Annotated in this window: 17 protein-coding genes and 2 pseudogenes; 6 read left to right on the top strand and 13 right to left on the bottom strand. The window is 65.9% G+C overall.

The genetic code is table 11. The annotated features are described in order from the left end of the window. Positions 1 to 35 precede the first annotated feature (35 nt). Entirely contained in the window at positions 36 to 1,940 is a 1,905-nt protein-coding gene (locus tag LuPra_RS13740) for a carboxylesterase/lipase family protein (RefSeq protein WP_110171273.1), read from the top strand. 153 nt (positions 1,941 to 2,093) lie between these two features. Here the strand turns inward: LuPra_RS13740 and LuPra_RS31925 are convergent, their stop codons facing one another. From LuPra_RS31925 to LuPra_RS32575, 4 genes are all read right to left on the bottom strand, one after another. Next, the gene (locus tag LuPra_RS31925) at positions 2,094 to 2,237 is read right to left on the bottom strand and encodes a hypothetical protein (protein ID WP_157899158.1); all 144 of its coding nucleotides are present in this window, start codon (positions 2,235 to 2,237) and stop codon (positions 2,094 to 2,096) included. A gap of 109 nt (positions 2,238 to 2,346) precedes the next feature. Continuing rightward, on the bottom strand, positions 2,347 to 3,753 hold the full coding sequence (locus LuPra_RS13735) for a protein kinase domain-containing protein (RefSeq protein WP_110171272.1): 1,407 nt from the start codon (positions 3,751 to 3,753) through the stop codon (positions 2,347 to 2,349). A 34-nt stretch (positions 3,754 to 3,787) separates the two neighbouring features. After that, the gene (locus LuPra_RS13730; protein ID WP_110171271.1) at positions 3,788 to 4,315 is read right to left on the bottom strand and encodes a transposase; all 528 of its coding nucleotides are present in this window, start codon (positions 4,313 to 4,315) and stop codon (positions 3,788 to 3,790) included. Then, positions 4,261 to 5,253 (bottom strand): transposase, encoded by a 993-nt coding sequence (locus tag LuPra_RS32575; protein WP_110171270.1) that lies wholly within the window; start codon positions 5,251 to 5,253, stop codon positions 4,261 to 4,263. The genes LuPra_RS13730 and LuPra_RS32575 overlap by 55 nt, the downstream gene beginning before the upstream one ends. On the opposite strand from LuPra_RS32575, the gene LuPra_RS31915 reads away from it, so the two are divergent. After that, positions 5,218 to 6,360 carry a methyltransferase gene (locus tag LuPra_RS31915; RefSeq protein WP_162271388.1) on the top strand — a complete coding sequence of 381 codons (1,143 nt, stop codon included), beginning with the start codon at positions 5,218 to 5,220 and terminating at the stop codon, positions 6,358 to 6,360. The genes LuPra_RS32575 and LuPra_RS31915 overlap by 36 nt on opposite strands. A 59-nt stretch (positions 6,361 to 6,419) precedes the next feature. Next, positions 6,420 to 6,975 (top strand): annotated as a pseudogene (locus tag LuPra_RS33260) (transposase); the annotation flags it as partial. On the opposite strand, the gene LuPra_RS13705 reads toward LuPra_RS33260, so the two are convergent. Continuing rightward, positions 6,975 to 7,562, bottom strand: a complete 588-nt coding sequence (locus tag LuPra_RS13705; RefSeq protein WP_157899155.1) for a hypothetical protein — start codon at positions 7,560 to 7,562, stop codon at positions 6,975 to 6,977. The pseudogene LuPra_RS33260 and the gene LuPra_RS13705 sit on opposite strands and share 1 nt — an antisense overlap. Before the next feature lie 160 nt (positions 7,563 to 7,722). Between LuPra_RS13705 and LuPra_RS13700 the strand changes: the two genes are divergently transcribed. Further along, positions 7,723 to 9,681 carry a transcriptional regulator gene (locus LuPra_RS13700; RefSeq protein WP_110171266.1) on the top strand — a complete coding sequence of 653 codons (1,959 nt, stop codon included), beginning with the start codon at positions 7,723 to 7,725 and terminating at the stop codon, positions 9,679 to 9,681. 140 nt (positions 9,682 to 9,821) lie between these two features. Here the strand turns inward: LuPra_RS13700 and LuPra_RS13695 are convergent. The 3 genes and pseudogenes from LuPra_RS13695 to LuPra_RS13685 all read right to left on the bottom strand — a co-directional run. After that, positions 9,822 to 10,454, bottom strand: a pseudogene (locus LuPra_RS13695) (transposase); the annotation flags it as partial. An 18-nt stretch (positions 10,455 to 10,472) separates the two neighbouring features. Then, positions 10,473 to 10,871 carry a transposase gene (locus tag LuPra_RS13690; protein ID WP_110171264.1) on the bottom strand — a complete coding sequence of 133 codons (399 nt, stop codon included), beginning with the start codon at positions 10,869 to 10,871 and terminating at the stop codon, positions 10,473 to 10,475. Between the two features lie 310 nt (positions 10,872 to 11,181). Continuing rightward, positions 11,182 to 12,435, bottom strand: a complete 1,254-nt coding sequence (locus LuPra_RS13685) for a vanadium-dependent haloperoxidase (protein WP_157899154.1) — start codon at positions 12,433 to 12,435, stop codon at positions 11,182 to 11,184. Between the two features lie 183 nt (positions 12,436 to 12,618). On the opposite strand from LuPra_RS13685, the gene LuPra_RS31910 reads away from it, so the two are divergent. Further along, a complete protein-coding gene (locus tag LuPra_RS31910) occupies positions 12,619 to 14,739 on the top strand; it encodes a TolB-like translocation protein (protein WP_157899153.1) in 2,121 nt (706 codons plus the stop codon). A 343-nt stretch (positions 14,740 to 15,082) separates the two neighbouring features. Here LuPra_RS31910 and LuPra_RS13665 read toward each other — a convergent pair whose 3' ends face one another. The 3 genes from LuPra_RS13665 to LuPra_RS33250 form a co-directional block, all read right to left on the bottom strand. Further along, a complete protein-coding gene (locus tag LuPra_RS13665; protein WP_157899152.1) occupies positions 15,083 to 15,994 on the bottom strand; it encodes a PP2C family protein-serine/threonine phosphatase in 912 nt (303 codons plus the stop codon). 741 nt (positions 15,995 to 16,735) lie between these two features. Beyond that, a complete protein-coding gene (locus tag LuPra_RS33255; RefSeq protein WP_234800878.1) occupies positions 16,736 to 17,437 on the bottom strand; it encodes a sulfatase/phosphatase domain-containing protein in 702 nt (233 codons plus the stop codon). Positions 17,438 to 17,442: 5 nt separating this feature from the next. After that, positions 17,443 to 17,940 carry a sulfatase family protein gene (locus tag LuPra_RS33250; RefSeq protein WP_234800877.1) on the bottom strand — a complete coding sequence of 166 codons (498 nt, stop codon included), beginning with the start codon at positions 17,938 to 17,940 and terminating at the stop codon, positions 17,443 to 17,445. Positions 17,941 to 17,965: 25 nt separating this feature from the next. Here LuPra_RS33250 and LuPra_RS13655 point away from each other — a divergent pair, with 25 nt between their 5' ends. Next, a complete protein-coding gene (locus LuPra_RS13655; protein WP_110174677.1) occupies positions 17,966 to 19,441 on the top strand; it encodes a nucleobase:cation symporter-2 family protein in 1,476 nt (491 codons plus the stop codon). A 361-nt stretch (positions 19,442 to 19,802) separates the two neighbouring features. Here the strand turns inward: LuPra_RS13655 and LuPra_RS13650 are convergent, their stop codons facing one another. Further along, a complete protein-coding gene (locus LuPra_RS13650) occupies positions 19,803 to 22,742 on the bottom strand; it encodes a protein kinase domain-containing protein (RefSeq protein WP_110171261.1) in 2,940 nt (979 codons plus the stop codon). Further along, positions 22,735 to 23,316: a sigma-70 family RNA polymerase sigma factor gene (locus LuPra_RS13645; protein ID WP_110171260.1), complete on the bottom strand. Its 582-nt coding sequence runs from the start codon at positions 23,314 to 23,316 to the stop codon at positions 22,735 to 22,737. Before LuPra_RS13645 ends, LuPra_RS13650 begins: the two co-directional genes overlap by 8 nt. Between the last annotated feature and the right edge of the window lie 18 nt (positions 23,317 to 23,334).

Here is a 23,334-nt window from a genome sequence, read left to right as displayed (position 1 = left end):
TCTTTGAGCGGCCGCCGGGAACACCGCGGCCGCGCATGCGGATCTTGAGCGACGGTCACGACGACCATAGCCGCGCAGCCAATCGAGTTCACCAGGCGCGTCACACGAGCCCGGCGGCGTGGGCAAGCGCGACATCTCACACTGCTCGCGTGGGTTTCGGTGCTCGCGCACGCGGTGGCCGTTGCGCGCGCAACAGCAGCCGTACGACTCTTCGCGCTAGTAGCCACGGCGCCGTTGGCTACACTAACTTCCAGTCAGCCGAGTACCCTAGAGACGCTGCAGCGTTTGATCAACTGCGCAAAGACATAGCGGGCTTGGCGCGCCGCTATAATCGCGCCATGACACAGCCGCGTGCTGCGGTACTGCTTCTTTGTTCGCTGCTTGCGTGTCTACACCCCGGCTCCTCAGGTCGACTGGATGCACAGGCTGTTGATGCGGGGCCAAAGGTGGCGACCAGGAGCGGCACGCTCCGTGGAACGAGGCTCGAAGGTGGAGTCCATCGCTTCACTGGCATCCCTTACGCTGCCCCGCCGGTTGGTGCGCGACGATGGCTGCCTCCTGCGCTGGTCGCCTCCTGGCGTGGAGTCCGACCCGCAAGGGCATTCGGAGACCGTTGCATACAGCCAGAGAGCCCCGATCTTCAGTTGCGCTCGCCGAGCGCCAGCGAAGACTGCCTGTTTGTCAACGTGTGGACGCCAGTCCCCCGTACAGGCCATCTGCCAGTGCTCGTCTACATACATGGCGGTGGCTTCAGCGCAGGCGATGGCTCAGAGCCGCGCCATGACGGCGCGGCGTTGGCTCGCCAAGGTCTCGTCGTCGTTACGGTGAACTACCGGCTCGGGGTGTTCGGCTTTCTGGCACATCCGGAACTGTCACGTGAGTCGAAGTACGGTGGTTCTGGAAATTACGGGCTGCTCGATCAGATCGCGGCGCTCCAGTGGGTCCGTGACAACATCGCTGGGTTCGGCGGGGACCCGACGCGGGTGACCGTCGCTGGGCCCTCGGCCGGCAGCGAATCGGTTAGTGGACTGCTCGCCTCGCCCCTGGCCTCGCGGCTGCTGTCCGGCGCTATTCTGTCAAGCGGCGCGCTGGTCACTCCGGCCAACACGGTGCCACGTCCGCTCGCGGCGTCTGAAGGCTTCGGCGCGGAGTTCCTCTCGGCAGCGAACAGCGATCTCAAGGCGCTGCGGAGAATGCCGGCAGCCGCGTTGCTCGAGTTGAGTACGGCGTTCACGGTCACGCGTCGCGCGCGCTTCCCTTTGGTGCTGGACGGGCACGTCTTCCCGCATGCTCCTGAGGACGCGTTCGCACGTGGTCTGCAGGCGAAGGTGCCGCTGCTGCTTGGGTGGAATTCACGGGAGCAGGATGAGCGCGCCGTGCTCGGACGTGACCCGGCAACGCCCGAGGCGTTCGAGCGTGCCGTCCTGCGGCTGTTTCCGTCACATGCGGAGACGATACGGGGACTCTACCACGCCGGGACGGCTGAGGAGACCCGCCTGGCCGCACGCGATCTGGCGACCGACCGGTTCATGGGGTTCCCCATGTGGAAGCTGGCCGACCTGCACGTCCGCACGTCGGGCCAGCCTGTGTACCGCTACGTGTTTGATCATGCGCGCCCGAGGCCGCCAGGTGCCGCGGTATACGCGGCGGCGCCCGGCGCGTCACATGGTGAAGAAATCGAGTACGCCATGGGCACGCTTGCATCGGTGCCTGGGATTGAGTGGTCAGACGCGGACCAATCGGTGGTCCGTCTCATGACGGACGCCTTCGCCTCCTTCGCCAAGACCGGGAAGCCGAATGTGGGTCTGTCCTGGGCGCCAACAACGCTGCGGGAGTGGCCTGTGCTTTATGTGGGCGCTCCCGCTCGCGTTGTCCAGGACCCGCACCGTCTGAGGTATGCGACGCTTGACAGCATCTGGTTCCGTCCTCCACCGCCTTGACTATACGGACGCCAGCGACCCTCTAGGCGCGGAATAGTGGCTAGTGGCCGACGGGCGGCCTCCTGTACCCGGCGTTCGGACCGTGGAGGCCGAATCACGGCATCACAATGCCGCATGCGGCAGCACGCCGTGATGGCTCGTCGACGTAGAAGGTCACCATGTGGCGCATTGTCGGGACGCTGTCGAGTGCGTTTCAGCTTCCTCGATCCGGTACCCGTGCATGCGCAGGTACGTGCCGTACAGATCGCGCGTGTCAGCGTAGTCGTCGATAAGCAGCACGAGGGCCAGTGGCGTCATCGTGCCCTGCGCAAGGGACCGGCTGACCGCATGCCCACTTCGTTGACGTCGTCGATGATGCGCTCGACGGTGATCAGGCGTGAGCCCGATGGCGCACCCTGCATGCACGCTATCGACGCGGAGGTGGCTTCACGCCCCGAGGCGGCCCCAAAGCAAGGGCTTCCGACGCGGGAAGGCCGCTCTGATCACTTAAGCGGTAAACCATCCCGTCGTCGCCCTGCCACCCTACGAGCACGACCGGCGCAGCGTGGCGGCGAGCTCGAATGGTGGAGCCTTCAGTTCGACGCTCCCTTCGGCCCCCGACCAAGAACTTGTGCGACTCGCGCGCGGAGCAGTTGCGCAATCTGGGGATCACGAAACGTCGCTTTCTCCGGACCGCCCGGCACCATGAAGGCGTGCAGGCGATCTTTGAGCACCGGCAGCCGCGCGACCTGCGTCGCGACCCACTGTTCTTCGCCGCCATGCGTCTGGAACACTGAACGTGAATACACGATAAATCGAGTGCGCGGCTTGCGCGCCGCCACATAGGCGAGAAAGACGATGAACCGGTTTTCGGCCAGATTCGAACAGGTTCCGAGATGGCCGGCTGGCCGTCTCCTACGCGTGCATCGAGGAGGCAGGACAGATGGGCGACGATCAAGTCAGGGTTCTCTTTCACGACCTGCTCCTCGCGATGCCACGCGGCGCTCGTGTTTTCCTTGCGGATGGCGACCCGCAAGTCCCGCAGCACGTCGGTCACGTCGTCCGCGTTCGTGCCGCCTTCAGCAAGCGTGCGCAGATCGTACACGCGCCCGGGCAGTGGCGAATCCATCAACACGATCACCGGGACGGCGTTTGGGGCGGGAAGATTCTCAGCAACTGTCCGCGCAGAAAGCCAGATTGCGGTGACGACGGCGGCGAGCAGCACTGACGCCCACGCCGCGTGAACGCGCCAGCGTCTGTAGGCGGTGGGCGCTTCTACCCCCGTAGCGATTTCCTCCGTCCCGCCGCTGATTAGTTCTTCAATCTGAATGCGCGCGTCTCCGATCGCCTGGAGTCGCATCTTCGGATCCTTCTTGAGACATCGACGCAGCAGTTCACGCATGCGGGGAGGTGTCGAGGCAGGGAGCACTGACCAGTCCGGCTCGCGCTCGATCACCTTCGCGAGCACGTCGGAGGTCGTCTCACCGCCAAAAGCGCGCATGCCAGTGAGCATCTCGTACAGGACGCAGCCGAACGCCCAGATGTCACTGCCCTTGTCGACTACACCGCCGCGGGCCTGCTCCGGCGACATGTAGGCGGCCGTGCCGACCAGGACGCCGACCTCGGTGGCGATCGGCGGCGTCGTCATGGCGGGGGTGTCGCCAAGTGCGGTGACCGGCGGAAGGGGCGATGCGAGGTCGTCCAGCCAGGCCTTGGCCAGCCCGAAATCGAGGACCTTCACCGTGCCGTCCTCGCGGAGCATGATGTTGGCGGGCTTGAGATCCCGATGCACGGTGCCGGTCACGAGGTCCGGCGGCGTTGGTGCATGGCTCACTCTGGACTCGTAGTCTTCTCAACCCAAGGCCTCGTCACCGTCTGATTGCTGACGACTCGGGCCTGCCAAGCTCGGTGATGTGATTCAGAACACCGCACGCAAGGCTCGCCTCGACCTTGCGGCCGCCTCGGCTACGCGCTCGAAGGCCAGCCCCGATGATGGACTTGTAGCGGAAGAAGGCGTTTTCCACGCGTGCCTGTTGGTGGTAGCCCGAGGCCTTCTTCCATTGGCGCCGCCCGAGCGCTTCCACGTCGGTGATCGCGCGATCGCGCACACCCGAGCGTGGTCCGTGGCGCGACACCCGTGCCGTCATGATCGGCGGTACGACGACCTGGGCGTGTCGCGCGGTGGCGGCCTCGTAGAAGGCGACCGTGTCGTAGGCCGCGTCCCCCGTGACGCTGGCCACGGGGCCGGGCGCCGCTCCGATCAGGTCGGCGCCCACGGACGCGTCATCGACCGTCGCCTCCGTCAGCGCATGCGCCACAATCATGCCCGCGCGGTCGACGCTCAGATGCAGCTTCTTCCAGCCTCGCGTGCCACGTCCGCCGTGTTTCGCCGCCACCCACTCCCTTCACCCACCACCGAGAGTCCTGAGCTGTCGACGATCAGATGGAGCGGTTCTGTGGCGAGGATGTGGTGCACCGCGACCTTCAGCACCTGCCCCCGCCGCGACAGCGTCGTGTGGTCCGGGGCGTCGAGACTGGTGCGCATCACGGTCAGGATCGACCGCACGAAGCCCTCCGTCTGGCGCAAGGGCAAGCGAAACACCAATCGAAGCGTCAGGGCGGTCTCGATCGCCAGATTCGAGAACCGCTGCTGCCCGCCCGGCCGACCGGACGGCGGGACGATCCAGGCAGCCCTGGCGTCGGGCGACAGCCACAGCGTCACGTCGCCCCGACTGACCAGGGCGCGTTCGTACAGCCGCCAATTCCCGACCCGATAGCGCGTCTTGTACGTAGGATGCACCCGCGACTTCATCGCACGATCATGCCGCCGCGGGCCGCCGACATGCCAGAGACTCCAACCGCCGACGCACTGACGGGACGTCGGGAGCCATGCACCAACGGCGCGTTTCGCGTTGGCCGCGAACAGATCGAGCGACTCACGACCAATTACGACGTCATGGCGACCGGCCTCGCTGTCACCGACGCCGCCCAATCGAGTGCATGGCTCGAACAGCCGACGCTCATCGATGCCGCGGGCGGTGTAGGAGGCCCCCCAGCCGTGCACCAACGCCGGGCAGCAAGGCCGGCAGTCGTGGCCCGCGTCGCGCGCGGAGACGGAGTACGAGTAGCAAGCGGCGTCAAGCACACAGGCCGCTTCGCTCACGCGCATGCTTGGCCTGAGCTGAGTCGCCTCACGATGTTGACGCGCGGCCCCATTCGCGTAAATATGCCGGTACTTCCCAACCTGACCACGCCGGATAGGTGTGGCCGAGCCCGCGCAATCGGAAATGGAGTCGATATGCCGCGTCTGAACCGTCGTCGATTTGTCACCCATGGAGCGCTGGCCGGAGCCGTGTTCACCCCAGCTTTTGAGAGCCACGAGGTTGCCCCGTTTGCGTCACCAGCGCTGGACGTTGGGCAGGACCGGTCCACCGTCACCACCGAGAAGCCTGACGAACTGGTTCGGCGCTTGATGAACGGCTTTCAACTAACGCAGCTCATTTACATCGCAGCGAAGCTCAAGATCGCTGATCAGCTGGCCCAAGGCCCGCGCGCAATAACCGATCTCGCCGCTGTCACAAACAGTCATGAGGAATCTCTCTACCGGATTCTGAGGACGTTGGCCGGTCTTGGAGTATTCCGCGAAGAAGATGGACGCCGTTTTCGGCTCACACCAGCTGCTGAAATACTTCGCAGCGGGGTGCCAGGTTCATTGCGAGCGTCAGCAGAGTCGCGCGGCGAAGACTGGACGTGGCGGGCATGGGGAGCATTACGCGAAAGCGTCAAGACCGGTAAGACGGGGTTCGATGTGGTGTACGGCAAGAACACGTTCGATTGGTTTGCCGAGAATCCAGAAGCAGCTCGGTTGTTTGACGAATTCCAAGCCAACAACACGTCACGATCTGCCGCTGATGTCGTCACCGCTTACGATTTTTCCCGCGCCATGGTTGTGGTGGACGTTGGAGGAGGGAACGGAACGCTGCTTAGTGAAGTTCTCCGGAGACATACGGCGCCCAGGGGCATTCTGTTCGACTTACCGCATGTGGTAGAGGCTGCGAAACCCGTAGTCGCTGCAGCCCTTGCGCCTCGTATCCAATATGTCGGAGGTGACTTCTTCAAGGCGGTGCCTGAAGGCGGTGACGTCTACATCTTGAAATACATCCTCCACGATTGGGAAGAGACTCGTGCCCGTAACATTCTGTCAAGCTGCCACCGCGCGATGTCTTCCAACGCGAAGTTGCTGGTCATTGAAGACATTGTGTGCGGTCCGAACATTCCGTGCCAAGCCAAGCTCTCTGATATTCAGATGTTGGCCCGGACGGGGGGCAGGAACCGAACGGAATCGGAGTACCGCGAACTGCTGGGCGCCGGAAGGTTTGACACGCGTCGTGTGCTTCCTCTTACTTCCGGTCTCGCCGTGATTGAGGCGGTCCGTGCGTAAGGGCTGACGTCGCAGGTAGCTGATCTCGTCGACGACGAACCAACTGCGGGGAGGTCCTGGTGCTCGAGGGGGAGATGGTGGCCTCGATCCGTGCGCTGGCGGCGCGTGGGGTCGGGAGCAAGCGGATTGCCGCGACGCTGGGCGAGGCGCGTAACACGGTGAAGCGGTACCTGCGGACGTCGGTCGCGGCCGGCGAGCAGGAGCGGCCGCAGGCGCGCAAGCTGTCGACCGAAGGGCGGCGCTGGCGCGCACGCTCTACGAGCGCGTGGCCGAGGGAAACGCGGTCGTCGTGGAGCGGCTGTTGGCCGGGCAGGCCGTCACGGTCAGCGTGCGCACGATCGAGCGCGCGGTCGCCGATCTGCGACGCGCCCGCCGTGTCGCCGAGGTCGCGACGGTTCCTCCGGTGAGCAGCTGCAGATCGACTTCGGCCAGAAGCGGGTCGAGATCGCGGGCCGGGCGGTCCGCGTGCATCTGCTGGTGGCGGTGCTCAGCTACTCGCGGCGGCTGTTCGTCAAAGCGTTCCTGCACGAGCGGCAGGACGAGTGGCGCGAGGGGCTCGCCGCGGCGTTCCGGTACTTCGGCGGCGTCCCGCGCACGGTGCTTGGCGACCGTTGTCAGTGACAGAGCTTGCGCACGCGGTTGGAGATGAATGCCGGTGACGGTGGGTTCTCGGCAAGCCCCAACGAGTGCAGGACCTCGTGGATGATGGTGACCCAAGCGTCGCCGTGGCTTTGTCGCACCAGGCCACCGCACACGTAGACCACACGACTCCCTGGTGTAGTGACGGCCATTGGTCCCCGGCAGGAGCGAAGATCGCTTCCGTCGAGGAAATACACGGTGTGCAGGTAGTCCTGGAGCGACATTCGGAGTGTCTCCAGCCGCGCCGCAAGCGGTTGCCCTTGCTCATCGACGAACTCGGAGAGCAGGCCTCCGCAACCATTTGCCGCCACTCGCGCCGATGCGAACCCAAGGGCCAACTCAGCCGAGCGCTTCAGGCGGACCTCGCTGATGAGGACCTTGAACGGCGACACCGCGGCCGGTGCAGGAGCCGGAATGGCATCGGTAACGACAGACGCCGGGGCCTGTGGCCCGACGACGGGGACCGGCTCCTGCCCGTGAGCGCCTCTCGCGACCATGAGCATGACGAGAATCGCCGGAATGGTGGGACAAGCGAGGTACCGGAACCCGCGATGTGGACGCATGCGTCCACGCTCGGCTCCCGCGCGTGGGGCGTCTTGACGGGCATCCTGAATTTCGCCTCGGTCGTCCCTGAATTCGTGTGAGTCATCGCGGACAGGTCACTTCACGAGATGCGGAAGGGTTTACGGCCGAGATCGGGCATACTGCGGGTACAGGGCATCGATGCTGCACGTGGGTTCGGGAGGTGACTTCCGCCTGGGTGACTGGCTGGCGCAACCAGCCCAATGCCGGCTGTCGAAGGACGGCCGGACTGTGCAGGTGCGCGCCAAGGTCATGGACCTGCTCGCGTACCTGGCCTCGCGGCACGGGCAGGTCGTGTCGAAGGACGACCTGCTGAACGACGTGTGGGGCTCGCAGTCGGTCAGCGAGTCGGCCCTCACGCGCACCGTGACCGAACTGCGGCACGCGCTCGGTGATGACGCCGACCATCCGCACCTGCTTGAGACGATTGCCAAGCGCGGCTATCGGCTAATCGGGGAGGTCGAGTACGTCGCTGCCGGGGCCGGTGCGTCACAAACGGCGTCGACGACTCCAGATGGTGACAACACGGCCGCGCGTCCGGCTGCCGTCAGCGCTCGCGCCTGCACCTCGACGGCTCCCGCCACGGCCGCCCCCCTGAGGCGACACAGGAGAGTCGTCGCCGCCGTCACGTGCGCTGCGGCGCTCATCATCACGTCGTGGTTCGTGTCGAGCGGCCACAGTCGTGATGCCGCCCCGCAGGCGGTGACGTCGCTCGCGGTCCTCCCCTTTGACAACGGAACGGGCGATCCCGCCATCGACTACATCTCCGATGGCATCACGGCCAGCGTGATGCAGCGACTCTCGCGGGTGGCCGGCCTGAAGGTCATCTCGCAGGCCGCCGTGCTGTACGCAAAGAAGCGGGGGGACGACCCGCAGGCAATCGCGCAAGCCTTGGGTGTCGGATCAGTGCTCACCGGCCGGCTCGTCAAGCGCGACACCAGGCTGGCCCTCGCGCTGGAACTGCTCGATGCGCGCGACGCCCGCCATCTCTGGGGCCACCGCTACGAGGTCGACCTGCGTGAGGTCGCTACGCTGGAGCAAGCGATCCCCGTCGACCTCGTCGAGCACCTTCGCCTGACGTTGAGTGCCGCATCGAAACGGCAACTGGCGCGCACGTACACAGACGACGCCGAAGCGCACGAGTTGTACCTGAAGGGACGCTATGCGTTGAAGAAATCGCATACCGCCGGGCCATTCTTAGAACCATTCTTGCGGAGTGCGAAGCAAGCCGTGACCTACTTCGAGGAGGCGATCAAGCGTGACCCCGAGTATGCGCAGGCGTATGCCGGCCTCGCATATACATATCTGACCGAAACCGGAGCCGGCCTGCCGAGGCAGGAAGCGGCGCGCCGCGGCCGCGCAGCTGCGATGAAGGCACTGGCCCTGGACCCGGAACTGTCTGAAGCCCACCTGTCGCTCGGGAGGGTGCTGTTCCGGGATTGGGACTTTTCCGGTGCCGACAAGGCGCTGACGCGAGCGCTCGATCTGGATCCCAACAACGAAGAAGCGCATCACCTGTACGCACACCTGCTGCTCGAACTCGGGCGTATCGACGAATCACTCAGGGAAGCTCAGGCGTATCTGGCGCTCGACCCGGTCTCGGAGGACCCCATGATGCATTTCGTCGGGCACCTTGCCTGGGTCCGTCAGTACGACGACGCCATCGCATGGAGCGTCAAACTCCGTCAACTCAACCCGGATGCGGTCCCGTGGGATCTCTGCGAGGCCTATTACGGCAAGGGGATGTACAAGGAGACCGCCGAATGCATCCTCGAGCGGAACGCGGGTGTTCTGACACCGACGCAGGTCGGCGACCTCAGGTCAGCGTTCGCACGTGACGGCATCGACGGGGTGTTCCGCGTGCGCATCGAGCAGTTGAAGGCCGTCACGCTGGAGAACCACCGGAACATCGTGGACATCGCCGCCCTGTACGCGCGCCTCGGCGAGACAGAGGAGTCGTTCCGGTATCTCGAGCAGGCATACGCCATGCGCGCCCAATCAGTCGCAGCCATCAGGGCCGACGTGCGCTTCGACAACGTGCGCGACGACCCGCGATTCGCCGATCTCCTGCGGCGGATCGGGCTGCCGCCGTTGAATTAACCCCAGAGTTCACTTGAGTCCGATATCGTCCTGTGATCTAGTGGGGCATGCCGCATCCGTATCCGGTGGCCCTCCGTGAGCGCGCGGTGCGGACAGCACTGACACGTATCAGGTCGTCGCGCAGCGCTTTGCGATCAGTGTCACGACGTTGCTGCAGTGGGTACAGCGGGCCCGTGCCACCGGCGAGCTCGCGCGGCGTTGGTGCATGGCTCGATCTGGAGATGCACTCCCCCAACCCAGAGCTCGTCACGAGTGATTGCGGCCGACGCTGGCCTGCCAAGCGCGGTCATCCGATTCAGGACGCGGCAGGCCAAGCTCGAATCGAATTCTCGGCCCCTACCACTGCGGGCCCGAAGACCGTCGCCAATGATGGACTTGTAGCGGAAGACAGCGTTCTCCACGCGGGCCTGCCGGTGGTAGCCGGAGGCCTTCTGCCATTGCCGCCGCCCGAGCGTTTCCACGTCGCTGATCGTGCGATCGCGCGCGCTCGAGCGCGGTCCGCGGCGCGACACCTTCGCCGTCCTGGTCGGCGGCACGACCACCCGCGCGTGGCGCGCGCTCGCGGTCTCATAGAAGGCGACCGTGTCGTGGGCCGCGTCCGCCGTGACGCTGGCGATCCCACCGGCCGCCGCGCCAATCAGGTCAATGCCCACGGTCGCGTCATCGGCCGTCGACTCGGTCAGCGCGTGCGCGATGATCACTCCGGAGCGGTCGACACCCAGATGCAGCTTCTTCCAGCCTCGCGTGCCACGTCCGCCATGTTTCGCTGCGGCCCACTCGCCTTCCCCCCCTCACTGAAAGACCGTGCTGTCGACGATCAGATGCAGCGGTCCCTTCGCCGGGAGGTTACGCACTGCGACGTCCAGCCACTGACTCCGTCGCGAGAGCGTCTTCTGGTCCGGGGCATCGAGACCCGCGCGCATCACGGTCAGGATCGACCGGACGAAGCCCTCCGTCTGGCGTAAGGCCAAGCCGAAGACCAGTCGAAGCGTCAAGGCGGTTTCGATGGCCAGATCCGAGAACCGCTGCTGCCCGCCAGGTCGGCCGGACGCCGGCACGCCCCACGCGGCCAGGGCATCCGGCGAGAGCCACAGCGTCACGTCGCCGCGCCGAACGCGTGCGCGCTCACAGGCGCGCCAGTTCCCCACCCGATAGCGAGTCTTGTACGTCGGGTGTACCCTCGACTTCATCCCTCGATCATGCCGCGGGGGCAACCGACACGCCAACGCCGCGCGAAGGGCCAAGAGAGGAGCCGTGCACCAACGCCCTGCGTAGTGGGTGGGGCGTTTGTCAACCGCCGTCTTCCACAAAGTACAGCGACCTCGCCGCGGCCGCCGCTGCTTGTCTCACCGCCGGACGGCCTGAGCGCCGGAGCCCTGGCGAAGGCCGCTCCGGCGGTCAGTGATCGTCACGGCAAGTGAGCCCCGGCCCGTGGCGTGTCCGGTCCCGGCCCCGCACCGGCCGATGGGGTTCCTGCTCTCGCGTGCCGTCGTCAGCGCTCTACTTCCACTCCCCCGTTGTCGGGCGAAGCGCGTGAGCGAGCACGAAACGCGCCACCTGGCGACCCTGCCTGGCGCCGACCTCGTCGGACGTTCGGAAGTGGATCCCCGAGTACACCCGCGCATCGACAACTTCCTGCAAACCCTCGCTGAGTGTCAGCCATTCGCGGGTAATCCCCGTGAAGGTGAGTTGAATCGGCACGCCGGGCGCATTGCCGAACAGCAGCCGGATGACGGTGTTCATCGCGCCGCTGTTGGTGGTGTGGCCCGACGGGTATTCCGGATGCGGGTGGGTCAGGAGCAGCGGCTGCCACAACAGGTCGCCGGCAGTGGCAGCGTTTCCGTCCGCCTCGCCATTGGCGATGGCAGGTAACGGCCGCCAGAAGTTGTAGGTGTACTTCGCGTCCCAGCAGGCGATGCTGGCGTCGGCGGCAGCGAGATACAACAACGCGAACGCACGCGCCTTCGACGACAGGTCGAGGTTGCCGCCCTCGAGGACCTGGGTCATCGCACCGTTCCAGATGGCGGTGGGCGATGCACGCCAGAAGTGCGCGATGTCGGTCTGCTCTTGCGTGCGCTGACTGCTGTCAAAGGACCCAATGAGCTTCACTTCGTCGTAATCGCGCGCATACGTCTCGCTACTCAGGGCCGGTGGGCCATCCGGGCGGAACTGCGATCCGCTGCGGAGTACCCACGGCGTGACGTTGCCCCAGCCCGGGAGCAACGCGGGCGTGTTCCCCAGGGCTGTCCAGACTCCGGCGGCGCCTGCGCCCGGAGCGGTGTAGTCGAACTGCGCGGCGGCAGCGTTGTCTGTCGCGCGACGCGCCAGGATGGTTGCCGCCACCGACTGGCCGAACGCGAGACCCGGGTCGAACTCGGACACGCCGTGTGTCGCGAGGGATGACGCCAGCAGGTCGTTGAGGGCACCCTCGCGCGCAGGGAACAGAGAGACCAGGGCGTGATGGGCGGCCCCGATCGCTGCCGCCTCCGCACCGGCGCCCGACGGTCCGTGCCCCGGCGAACTGTAGGACAGATATTGCTGGGTGATGGCGTTCACGGCGTCATGCACTGACACCTGGACGATCGCCATCGTTCGCGTCTGCACCGCGGGCGCCTGCGTAGGCGAAGCGCTCAGCGTCTCAGATACGGCAATGAGGTTCCACTCGGTGACAGGGTCGGTGGCGGCGGCTGCCGGCGCAGGTATCGAGAGCGCGCAGAACAGCCCGAGCGTGGTCCAGCGTGAACGCTTCAACATGGCATCTCCAGGGTGGTGTGGCGAGGTCGTGGGTGCTGCGCCTAGCCTGGCCGTGGCCAGCACGACTCGCAATCGGCAAGAACCCGCATGACCCGGCGCGCGGCCTATTGCGGCGTCGTGCGGCGTCTTACCGGCTGGCGGGAGTAGAATCCGGGCGCAGGCGCACCCCACTACGGGGCATCGATGCCCATCGACCACCTCTCGCCCCCTCCGGATACGACAGACGGACTGCTGGATTCCTGGAAAGCCATCGCTCGGTACCTCAATCGCGACGAGAGCACCGTCCAGCGATGGGAGAAGCGCGAGAACATGCCGGTGCACCGGCACGTGCATGAGAAGCGCGGGTCGGTGTACGCCTACCATGCCGAACTGGATGCATGGTGGCAGGGCCGCCGTCAGCGATTGGAGGCAGATCAAGGGAACGGCGCCGGCATCCCGCCCGAGGCCGCCCGCGATCTTCCGATCGCGGACGACGGACCAAGGGCGCGTGATCGGTGGCCTCGGTGGAGCGCGGGCGTCGTCGTTGTCCTGCTGGTGATAGCGACGGGCGCTTTGGTGTTGAGCTGGGTCCCCTACGGCGCGACGTCCCCGTCACCCTTCGGGGCGACGCTCGTGCGGCTCACCTCGACGTCCGGACTCAACATCGACCCGGCGCTCTCCGCTGACGGATCGTTGCTCGCGTTCGCTTCCGACCGCGACGGGACCGGCGAGCTAGACATCTGGGTCCAGCCTGTCGGAGGGGGCCGGGAGCAGCCGAGGCGAATCACCAGCGAGCCCGGTGACGAGCGCGAGCCCTCGTTTTCCCCGACCGGCGCCTCGGTCGTGTATGCCAGGAACAACGCCAACGGCGTTCACATCGTGGACATCGCTGGCGGCACTCCCAGATTGCTCGTTGACGCGGCGCAAACGCGAACACCTCGGTTCTCTCCGGATGGGCGATGGGTGACGTATTGGACGGGAGTTCCGGTCCCGGTGGCGCCCAGAGGGACGGCTGCGCTGTTTGTCGTTCCCGCCAGCGGAGGGTCGCCGCGGTCGCTCGCGTCGGACTTTGCTCAGGCCCGACTCGGGACATGGTCACCTGACGGCACCAGTGTTCTCTTCGTTGGCGAGCGCGAACGCGACCCGAGTCAGTCCACGCTCGACTGGTACATCGTTGACGCACGCGGCGGTGAGCCGTTTCGCACGGGTGCGGTCGCGGTGCTCCGCAAGGCGGGGATTGAGGGTCTGCCGATTCCCGGAGCCTGGACTGGCGAGGATGGCTCCGTCGTGTTTACGACCTACGGTCCGGCAACATCGAACGTGTGGAAGGTGACCGTGTCGCCCGCCACAGGGCGTGTGGCCGGCGAACCTACGGCGCTTACGTTCGGCACCGCCAATGAGCGCGGCCCTGCGGTCAGCGCCTCCGGCCAGGTCGCGTTCGCCAACGTGACCGAGAACATCGATGTGTGGCGACTGCCGCTCGACCCGACGACAGGTCTAGGGAGCGGAGCTCTCGAGCGCGTGACCGACGACGCCGCCGACGATCGATTGACCAACCTCAGTGACGACGGCCGGACCATGGTGTTCATGTCATCCCGCACCGGGCAGGAGGGGGTGTGGGTGAGGGATGTGCAGGGACGGAGCGATCGCCAGGTCACGAATGACACAGCGGGACTGGCCCGTATCAGTCGAGACGGCGCCACGCTTGCAGTGCCAAGGGGTCGTTCCAACACCGCCGGCGTTGATCTTCTGTCGCTTGCCGACGGCCGGCGGTCGGGCCTCTGCGACGACTGCTTTGCCGGCGACTGGTCACCAGACGGCGCGCGACTGGTCGTTCAGAAGAACGGCCTATCGCGCCTGGTTCTGCGAGACGTCACCTCCAGCCGCGAGAGGGAACTGGCTGCGCACGGCGCGTGGTACCTTCTTCAGCCCCGCTTCTCGGACGACGGGGAATGGATTGTCTTTCACACGTCGGGCACCCCGACGACCAGGCAGATTTACGCTATTCCGGCGTTCTCCCGCAGCCCTATCCCCGTCCAGGCGTGGATACCCATCGTTACCGATTTCGGCGTGCAACCGAGCTGGGCGCGAGACGGTTCGGGCGTCTATTACTTCTCGCTGAGGGACGGCGCGTTCTGTGTCTGGCTGCAGCCAGTCGACCGCGTGACGAAGCGACCGATCGACAACCCAGTGGCCGTCCAGCATTTTCACCAGGCGCGGCTGCGCGCCGCCACAGGAGCCATGGCGAGCAATCATAGAGCCGACGGCTATCTGTATGTGACCCTCACGTCTTCCGCGGCAAACATCTGGATGCTTGGCCGCTAGCGCCAGATGTACGCCGCCACTGGCCGAAGGCCTGCCAAGCTCGGTCGGGCAGGCCGAAGGCCGCCGCGTCCGGGAGGTCGCCGCACTCCGGCGAGTAACTCCGGCCGTGCTCATGCGTCGAATGAACCCCAACGTTTATATGCGGGCTGTGTCCACGGACATTCCGAACTCTCGCGCGCGAGTTCTCGTCAGCCAAGACCGGAGGGACGACTATTCGACTCCCGCCGCCCCCAATCGTCCACAGCGGCCCATAGGCGTCCAATGGCGGTCATCGGCGTCCCAGCCGATCCGCGTCGAGAACCTCGATCAATCGGTCTCCAACACACGGTCAGAAGATGGTCGGTTAGGTAGAACCGGCTTCATCGAAGCGAACGATCAACACCGTCACATTGTCGCGGCCACCAGCGGCATTGGCTTGTGCCACGAGTGCCGTCGCGGCCTCTTGCGGATCCGGCGTCGTTCCGAGCACGTGCGCAATCGCCTCGTTAGTCAGCATCTCGGTCAATCCATCCGAACAGAGCAGCAGCCGATCGCCGGCTTTGACCTCGAAGGCGTGCGCTTCGACCTTGACGCCGACCTGCTCACCGCCCACGACATTCGTGATGATGTGTCGGTACCGATGCCTCGCCGCTTCTTCTGGTTGAATCGCACCGCTGCGCAACAAATCGGCCACGAGGGTGTGGTCGTGCGTTACCTGTTGCAGCTCGCGACCCCGATAGAAGTACCCGCGGCTGTCGCCGACGTGGACGAGGCATACCTGCGATCCGAGGTGAAACGCCAGTGTGACCGTGGTGCCCATGCCGCTGAGCTCGGGATGCTCGGCAGCCTCCGCCATGACGTGCGCATCGGCATGACCGATCGCAGCCTGAAACTCAGCGAGCACCTTCTGCACCCCGCTCTCATCAGGCGCGAAAAACCACTTGAAGGAATTGAGCATGAACTGCTCGATCGCGGTGACGGTGAGCGCACTCGCCGTTTCGCCGGCGCGGTGGCCACCCATGCCGTCGGCGACGAGATACAAGTGGCCCCTTTCCTCGCCGACATGCAGCTTTGGCTCGACCAGGCTGGTTTGCCGAATCCGCATCGCCTTGCTGAGTTCGGCCACGAGGAACTGGTCTTCGTTCGTAGGACGCACGCGGCCTTTGTCTGTGATGCCAAACGCTTTCGGCGCCAGGGCCCCGTGCGTGACGGGTGTCGTGGAGTCAACGTTAAGCGGCGCAGTAGGGTCGGGCATTGCTGACGGTGCTGCACGCACCGTGCCGTCGCGGTGGCGTTGGTGCATGGCTCGACGTGGACTCCTTCGTGTAGCCCGGAAACGCTCCTCGAGGCAGGAGCACGTCCTCAAGGAGCGGAATCGGGTGGCCACCTGAAGCCGTGATCGATCCCTGCGCAAACACCGCGTCGACACTGTCCGGCTCGCCTGCCGAAAGTCGTCGTCTCACGGCATCGCTTACCGGAGGACTCCCCTGAATCTTGACGTAGAACACTCCATCGGCCAGATAACGGCCGACCGCCGTCCTCTCCTTCTCCTCAGCACCGCTCCCCAGATTGTGATTGTGCACCTCACCGAACGGGGGCACAACGAAAGAGCCTGCAAGGTCGACCGTTCGATCCACTTGAGGAGGTGCCTTGAAGGTGAATCGGCCCTTGACGCTAAAGCCTGTGCGCCTCTCGAAACCTTGGCCTGTAAACCACCACCCGTTGACGAGCTCCACAGTCGATCCCGTGGGGCTCTGAGTGAAGAGCGGGGTTCGCCCACTGCTCAACATAAGGGCGGCGAGCAAGGGAGCAAGAATGCGGGGCTGGGCGCGGACGTTCAACATGCGGCTGGTCCATTCGGCATTCGGCTGTCTCGCTGATTGATCCAGACGCGCTGAGCTTAGACGATTTGGAGGCCGGGAAAGAATGAAGCGTCGGTGTGGTCACCCGAGCTGTTTCCACGGACATTCCGCACTCTCGCGCGCGCGAGTTCTCGTGAGCCAAGGCGGCGCCTGCGTCAGGGTTCGCCCGGGACGCGGCCCTGGTCGCCGTTGGCCGTCATCCAGGCATCCAGTTCGGCGCGCAGCGTCCGCAGCTGCCCGGCATGACGCGGGTCGCTGGCGAGGTTCTGCAGTTCCTCGGGATCGGCCCGCAGGTCGTACAGTTCCTCGGCCGGACGCTGGTGGTACCGCGCGACAACTGCGGCGGCGGCCGGGTCGGTCGCCGCCTTGTCGCGCCAGCTCGCGAAGTAGCCCGCGCCGTCCACCGGCTTGCCGCGATCGATGTGCGTCGTGAAGGTTCGACTCGGTTGCAGGTTGCGGATGTACTTCCAGTCAGTGGTCCGGACACTCCGCATCGGGTACACGTTCATCGGCGGGTCGCTGGTGTGCGTCGTGAAGATGCGATCGCGATGCGTGGTGGTCCTCCCGAGCAGCACGCCCGCGAACGAACGGCCATCGAGACGCGGTGGCGCCTGTCCCCCGCCGACCTCGATCAGGGTCGGCAACAGGTCGACCCAACTCACCATCGCGTCCGAACGCGCCGCGGCGGCGACCTTGCCCGGCCATACGGCGATCATCGGCGTGCGGATGCCGGCGTCGTACAGCGTCCACTTGGCGAACGGCCACTGCGCGCCGTGGTCGGCCGAAAACAGAAAGAACGTGTCCGGTCCGAGAACCGCTCGCGCAGCGTCGTAGACCTCGCCCAGTTCGGTGTCCATGCGGCTTACCCCGCCGCCTTCAAGGCTCGCGGCAGCGACGGCGCGCGGGGGTCGAGGAAGTCGGCCATCTCGGCGCCGGCGTTCCCCTGCCTCGTCTGCAGGAAGCTGGTGATACGCCAGCGCGCCGGGTGCTGTCCGGTAATCAGAGCGGCGCGCGACGGTGAGCAGATCGGCGACGCCGAATAGTACTGCGTGAACCGCGTCCCTTCGGCTGCCAACGCGTCGAGCCGAGGCGTCGGCACGAAAGTGCCGCCGTACACCCCGACATCGCCAGGCCCGAGGTCGTCGGCAAGGATGACGCTGATGTTCGGTTCGGTCGCGCCGCCAGGACTCGCGACCGCCATGAGCACGGTCGCGGCGAAGACCGCCGTCGCCCACAATTGCTGCTTCAGCATCCGGCAATTCCCGGTCTCACCGGCACGCGACCCACCGTCACCGCCTTTCGTGTTGGCAGCCATTGTCGCCGGAATCGCGCGCACCAACGCCGCTCGCCGTCGCGTCAACTGCGCCGCATACGACAATGGGGAGATGCTCGCGTCCCCGGCCCGCCGTGCCGCCCCGCCCACGGTCCTGCACCCCATCGACGAACGGCTCCCGCTTCCGCGGCTGGCAGCGCTCGGGTTGCAACACGTGCTGGTCATGTACGGCGGGGCGGTGGCGGTGCCGCTGATCGTTGGGCGAGCCCTCGGCCTCACGCCGGCGGAGGTCGCGCTGCTCATCTCGGCCGATCTGTTCTGCTGCGGCTTGGTGACGCTGATCCAGTCTCTGGGCGTCTCGCCGTATTTCGGCGTGCGGCTGCCGGTCATGATGGGCGTCACCTTTGCCGCCGTGGGTCCGATGGTTGCCGTGGCCAACGTCAATGGTGGAACGGACGGCGCGCGGGCGATTTTCGGGGCGCTGATCGGCGCGGGGATCGTTTCGATGGCCCTCGCACCGGTCATGGGTCGACTGCTGCGGTTCTTCCCGCCTGTCGTGACCGGCACGATCATCGTCATGATCGGCGTCAACCTCATGCGCGTGGGGATTGGCTGGGCGATGGGAGGCCCGGCATCAGCGGCGCAGACTCCCGACGTCGCTGTGCTGCGGTCGATGCTGGCATCACCTGGAGTTGGTGTGCCGGCGGGCCCGTTGCGGGTGCCGATGATCGACAACCCCGGCTACGCGGCGCTGGACCATCTGGCAGTCGCGCTCCTCGTGCTGGTGGTCATCCTCCTGATCATCCGCTACCTTCGCGGCTTCCTCGCAAACATCGCCGTGCTGCTCGGTGCGATCACCGGCTGCGCCGTGGCCGTCGTCACCGGCGAGATGACCTTCGAGAAGGTCGCCAATGCGCCGTGGTTCGGACTGGTCCGCCCGTTCGCGTTCGGGACGCCCACCTTCGATCCAGTCCTGATCGGCACCATGACGCTGGTGATGATCGTGGTGATGATCGAGTCCACGGGAATGTTCCTCGCGCTGGCCGACATCACCGGACGCCCCCTGACGCGACGGTCACTGACGGCCGGCCTGCGGGTGGACGGCCTCGGGACGGTGATCGGTGGCGTCTTCAACACCTTCCCGTATACGAGCTTCTCGCAGAACGTCGGGCTGGTGAGCGTGACTGGTGTCAAGAGCCGCTGGGTATGCGTGGCCGGCGGCGCGATCATGGTGGTGCTAGGGCTGCTGCCCAAGCTGGCCGCCCTTGTCGAGTCGGTACCGTTGTTCGTGCTGGGCGGGGCCGGGCTCGTGATGTTCGGCATGGTGGTCGCCAGCGGGATCCGCATCCTGTCCAACGTCGACTTCCAGGGCAACCGCCGCAATCTCTACATCGTCGCGATTGCGGTGGGCGTCGGGATGATCCCGCAGGAGGCGCCGCGCTGGACGCAGCAGATGGCGCATGCGGTGCGTCCGCTGCTCGAGTCCGGCATCCTGCTTACGTCGATCGCGGCGGTGCTGCTCAATCTCCATTTCAACGGCGGCGGCGCGACGGATGCTCCGAACCACACGCATACCGACGCGTCTTGAAGAGGCGCCGTGATTCTCGCGGGGGTGTCTCCAAAGACATTCCGCGATCTCGCGCGCGAGTTCTCGTCAGCCAGGGCGGGAGGGCGACCGCCGCGAGCATGCCGCCGATCCCAGACATGGTCCTGCCGCATGCTTGGCGCGGGATCAGCCGCGAGCCGAGTCGCGAGTCGACATTGGGAGCGCGCCTGCTGGCCCTCCAGCCCGGCTAAGCAGCCTAACGGGTGTCGTGGAGTTTTTGCGCATCATGGCGGTCCGTGGGCGTACAGCCCTTCAGCGTGGAACACGCTGAGCAAATCGGCCCACCACGGGCGCTCGGCGCTGCTCCACTCCCCTCGCGAATCACCACCCACCGGACCGGTCTCTACCTTCCCATCAACATGCGCTGTCGCAGCTCTTGAAACCAGTTGAGAACAACCTGCACTTGCGGGGTTGGCGGCCCCCCGGACCCGGGCAATCCCGTGCTGGTAACCACGAGGAACTGGCCGCTAGGAGTGACGTCGTATCTCCGCCGCGCCTCCGGCGGGCTGGAGAGGAACGACCTCGACGTGGTCACGGGATCGCCGAACGCGAACGACGGATTGGTCGTGACGCTGACCGATTCGAAGCCGCCGGGCCGCGGATCGTAGAAGAGTTCCTTGCCGTCCGCCGACCACGTGACCGCATGAGGAGTGTCGAACCCTCGGGCAGTCAGCGTGAACTTGGCCCCGGTCGCAGGAAACGGTTGCACATGGACGGTCGTCTTGCCACGTTTCGCACTACTCGTGTAGGCGACCCAGCGGCCATCCGGAGAGAAGACTGCGCCCGGTGGATCGACCGACTGGACCGCACCGTAGCTGGTGACGGTCTTTCGCCCGAGTGACAGGATCCTGACAGCGAAGCCCGCGTTCGAGGCGACGCTGAACAGGAGAACGTCCGAGTTCGGCGACCACGATTCCGGCACGTGCGCCTCGCCCTTGTCCGGAGTGGTCAAGCGTTCTGCTGCGGCCGCCCCATCCGCACGCTGCCAGAACAGTGCGCGATCGCCGTCCCGATCCGACTGAAACACTATCCGCTTGCTGTCGGATGTCCAGATTGGGAACCGATTGCTCCCGCCTGATGTCAGCCGCTGCATGGCACGACCACCGGCGAGCTCGAAGGTCCACACGATTGCCTCTTTGCCGTCATCGGTGCCGAAAGCAATCCGCGAGCCATCGGGTGACGCCCGCGGCGATTCATAAAGACCCGGCGGGAGGTTGAGATAATCAACTTGCCCTTGACGATCGACCAGTGCAAGGTGGCCCGCGCTGTACGTTGGCGACGCCGGTCCGACGACGTACGCGAGCGTGCCCTCCTCCGACACGCTGAACTGAGCGACGCCCGTCGCCCCGCCAACCGATCGGCCGACGCCAACAACCACAGGGATGGCCGTGCCCTTCATCTCGAGACGCGCTGCGTCGAACGCGCGTGCGAAGAGGGTGCCGCCAACGGCGTACACGAGGTGACCCGTCGCGACGTAGCGGCCTGCGCTGCCGCCGATGACGAGCGTCTTGCGTTGGCCTGTCGCCAGGGACTGCGCGACGATGCGTGCGTGGTCCCAGCGGTCGCGGGCAGTACCGGTGGCGAGCGTGAACAGCACGTGTCTTCCACCGGGCAGCAGTTGCGGGCTGTCTGCCTGCTCGCCATCCGTGGTCGCGGCAATTAGCGTCGGTGCGCCTCCGTCTGGCGCGACGCGCATGATCCCCTTTCCTAACTGGCCGAAGAGAATATGGTCCGACGTCCACTCGACACCGACAGGATTTTCCGCCGCACAAATCGTCTCGGCCGCGCCACCGGCAATCGCTATCCGCTTGAGGGTTCGATCGGAGAGCGCCCAGAAGACGACGAAGCGACCGTCGGGAGAAAATGCCGGCGCCAATACCGCCTGATGGGACTCGCTGCCTCGAATCGGCTGCGCCACGGACTCCGACATCGCTCGCAGGTACAGCCGCTCGTTCGACGCGTAGACGAGCTGGGCCCCGTCACGTGACAGAGCGATCGACGCTCGGCTAGGGCCACGGACGCTCAGCTCGTCCCGCGCCTCCGGCAACGTGATAGCGAATCTCGTGACCGCGAGTACCGGAGATGGTTTCAGGTACCAGCCGGCCAGTGCCGCCGCAGTGAACGCTGCCGCGGCGATTGCGACGGCGATTACGCGTCGCCATGGGTGCATACGGGTGGCTGGGCCGGTAGTGAGGCGCGCTTCGTCGGACGAAGTCGCGAGGGGGTCCTCGAGGACAATCCGGGCTTCGCCGATATCTCGTAACCGTCGTCGAGCATCCGGCTCGAGACACCGCGCGATCAGACGCCGTACGGCGGCCGGCGTTGCGGGCGGAAGCGCAGCCCCGTCAACTGCGGGAAGGGCAACCGCGCCTTCCGACGTCTCCCCGACCTTCACGTGCTGCCCGGTGAGCATTTCGAACAACACCGCGCCGAACGCCCAGATGTCACTGCGCTTGTCCGCCCTGCAACCCTTGCGCTGCTCCGGGCTCATATAGTCGGCAGTACCCAGGAGCGAGCCGACCTTCGTGTTCGTGACATTGCCGGGGCTCGCGGGCGACGAACCGATCTCTTCGGAGTCGGCATGCGCGTCGAGTGCGCGAGCGATGCCGAAGTCGAGCACCTTGACCGCGCCGTCTGGACGAAGCTTGATGTTGGCGGGTTTGAGATCGCGATGTACGACGCCACGCTCATGCGCGGCCTCGATTCCCTCGGCCACCTGCCTGGCGATTGTCAGCGCCTCCGCCATCGGGATGGCGCCCCGCGCCAGCCGCTCGGCCAGGGTCGGACCGTCCACGAGTTCGAGAACGATCGCGTACACGTCCTCGCATTCCTCGACACCGTAGATGGCCGCAATGTTGGGATGGTTGAGCGAGGCGAGAATCTGTGCCTCGCGTCTGAAGCGACCCAGCCGATCCGGATCGAGTGCGAATGCGTCGGGCAGCACCTTCAGCGCCACATCTCGCTCGAGCCGCGTATCACGCGCCCGATACACCTCACCCATGCCGCCCCGTCCCACGCACGGACCGATCGCGAGAACCCCTAATCGTCGACCAGTGAGCGAAGCACGCGTCGGCGGCATGACGTGTGCGGCGACCGCTGCCAGTGGCGTGATCAGGAAGGAGTCAACCGCAGGATCCTTGGCGAGGAGCAAGCGAATTTCGTCGCGGATGTCAGCGTCATCGCCGCAGGCGTCGCGCAGGAATTCGTCGCGGTCGCCGACCGGCAGGTCCAGGACGGTCTGACAGATTTGTTCGACCCGGCGCCAGCGGTTGCGGTCACTCACCGCGGTCTCCGTCCAACTGCCTCAACAGCCACATCTTCGCCAGTCGCCAGTCGCGCTTCACGGTGTCCGCGGACACGCTGAGCGCGCTGGCTGTTTCATCCACCGTCAAGCCGCCGAAGAAGCGCATCTCGATGATGCGCGCCTTTCGCTCGTCCACCGCTGCCAATGCCTCTAATGCGCGATCCAGTGCGAGAAGGTTGAAGTCGAGGCGCGGCGCAGCAATCATCGCATCGTTGAGTGGGATGACCTCGTGGTCGCCGCCGCGCTTCTGCCTGCCACGCGTGCGTGCGTGATCGACGAGAACGCGACGCATGAGGCGCGCGGCAACGCCGAGGAAATGCCCACGATCCTGCCAGGGCACCCTCTGCGCGTCCAGCAGCCGAATGAAGGTCTCGTTGACCAGCGCGGTTGGCTGAAGCGTGTGTCCGGGGCGTTCCCGCCCCATGTAGGCGGCAGCCAGTCGGCGCAACTCGGATTCCACCAGCGGCACGAGTGCAGCCAGCGCGGCGTCGTCGCCATCGCTCCACTCCCGCAGCAACTGCGTGATGGAGGCCGACCCTGTCACAGGACGCATTCTACCGGCTCCCCGAGA

The organism is Luteitalea pratensis (assembly GCF_001618865.1).
Classification (GTDB): Bacteria; Acidobacteriota; Vicinamibacteria; order Vicinamibacterales; family Vicinamibacteraceae; genus Luteitalea; species Luteitalea pratensis.
The sequence above is the reverse complement of the archived record's forward strand: the minus strand, read 5'-3'. Positions and strand labels throughout refer to the sequence as shown.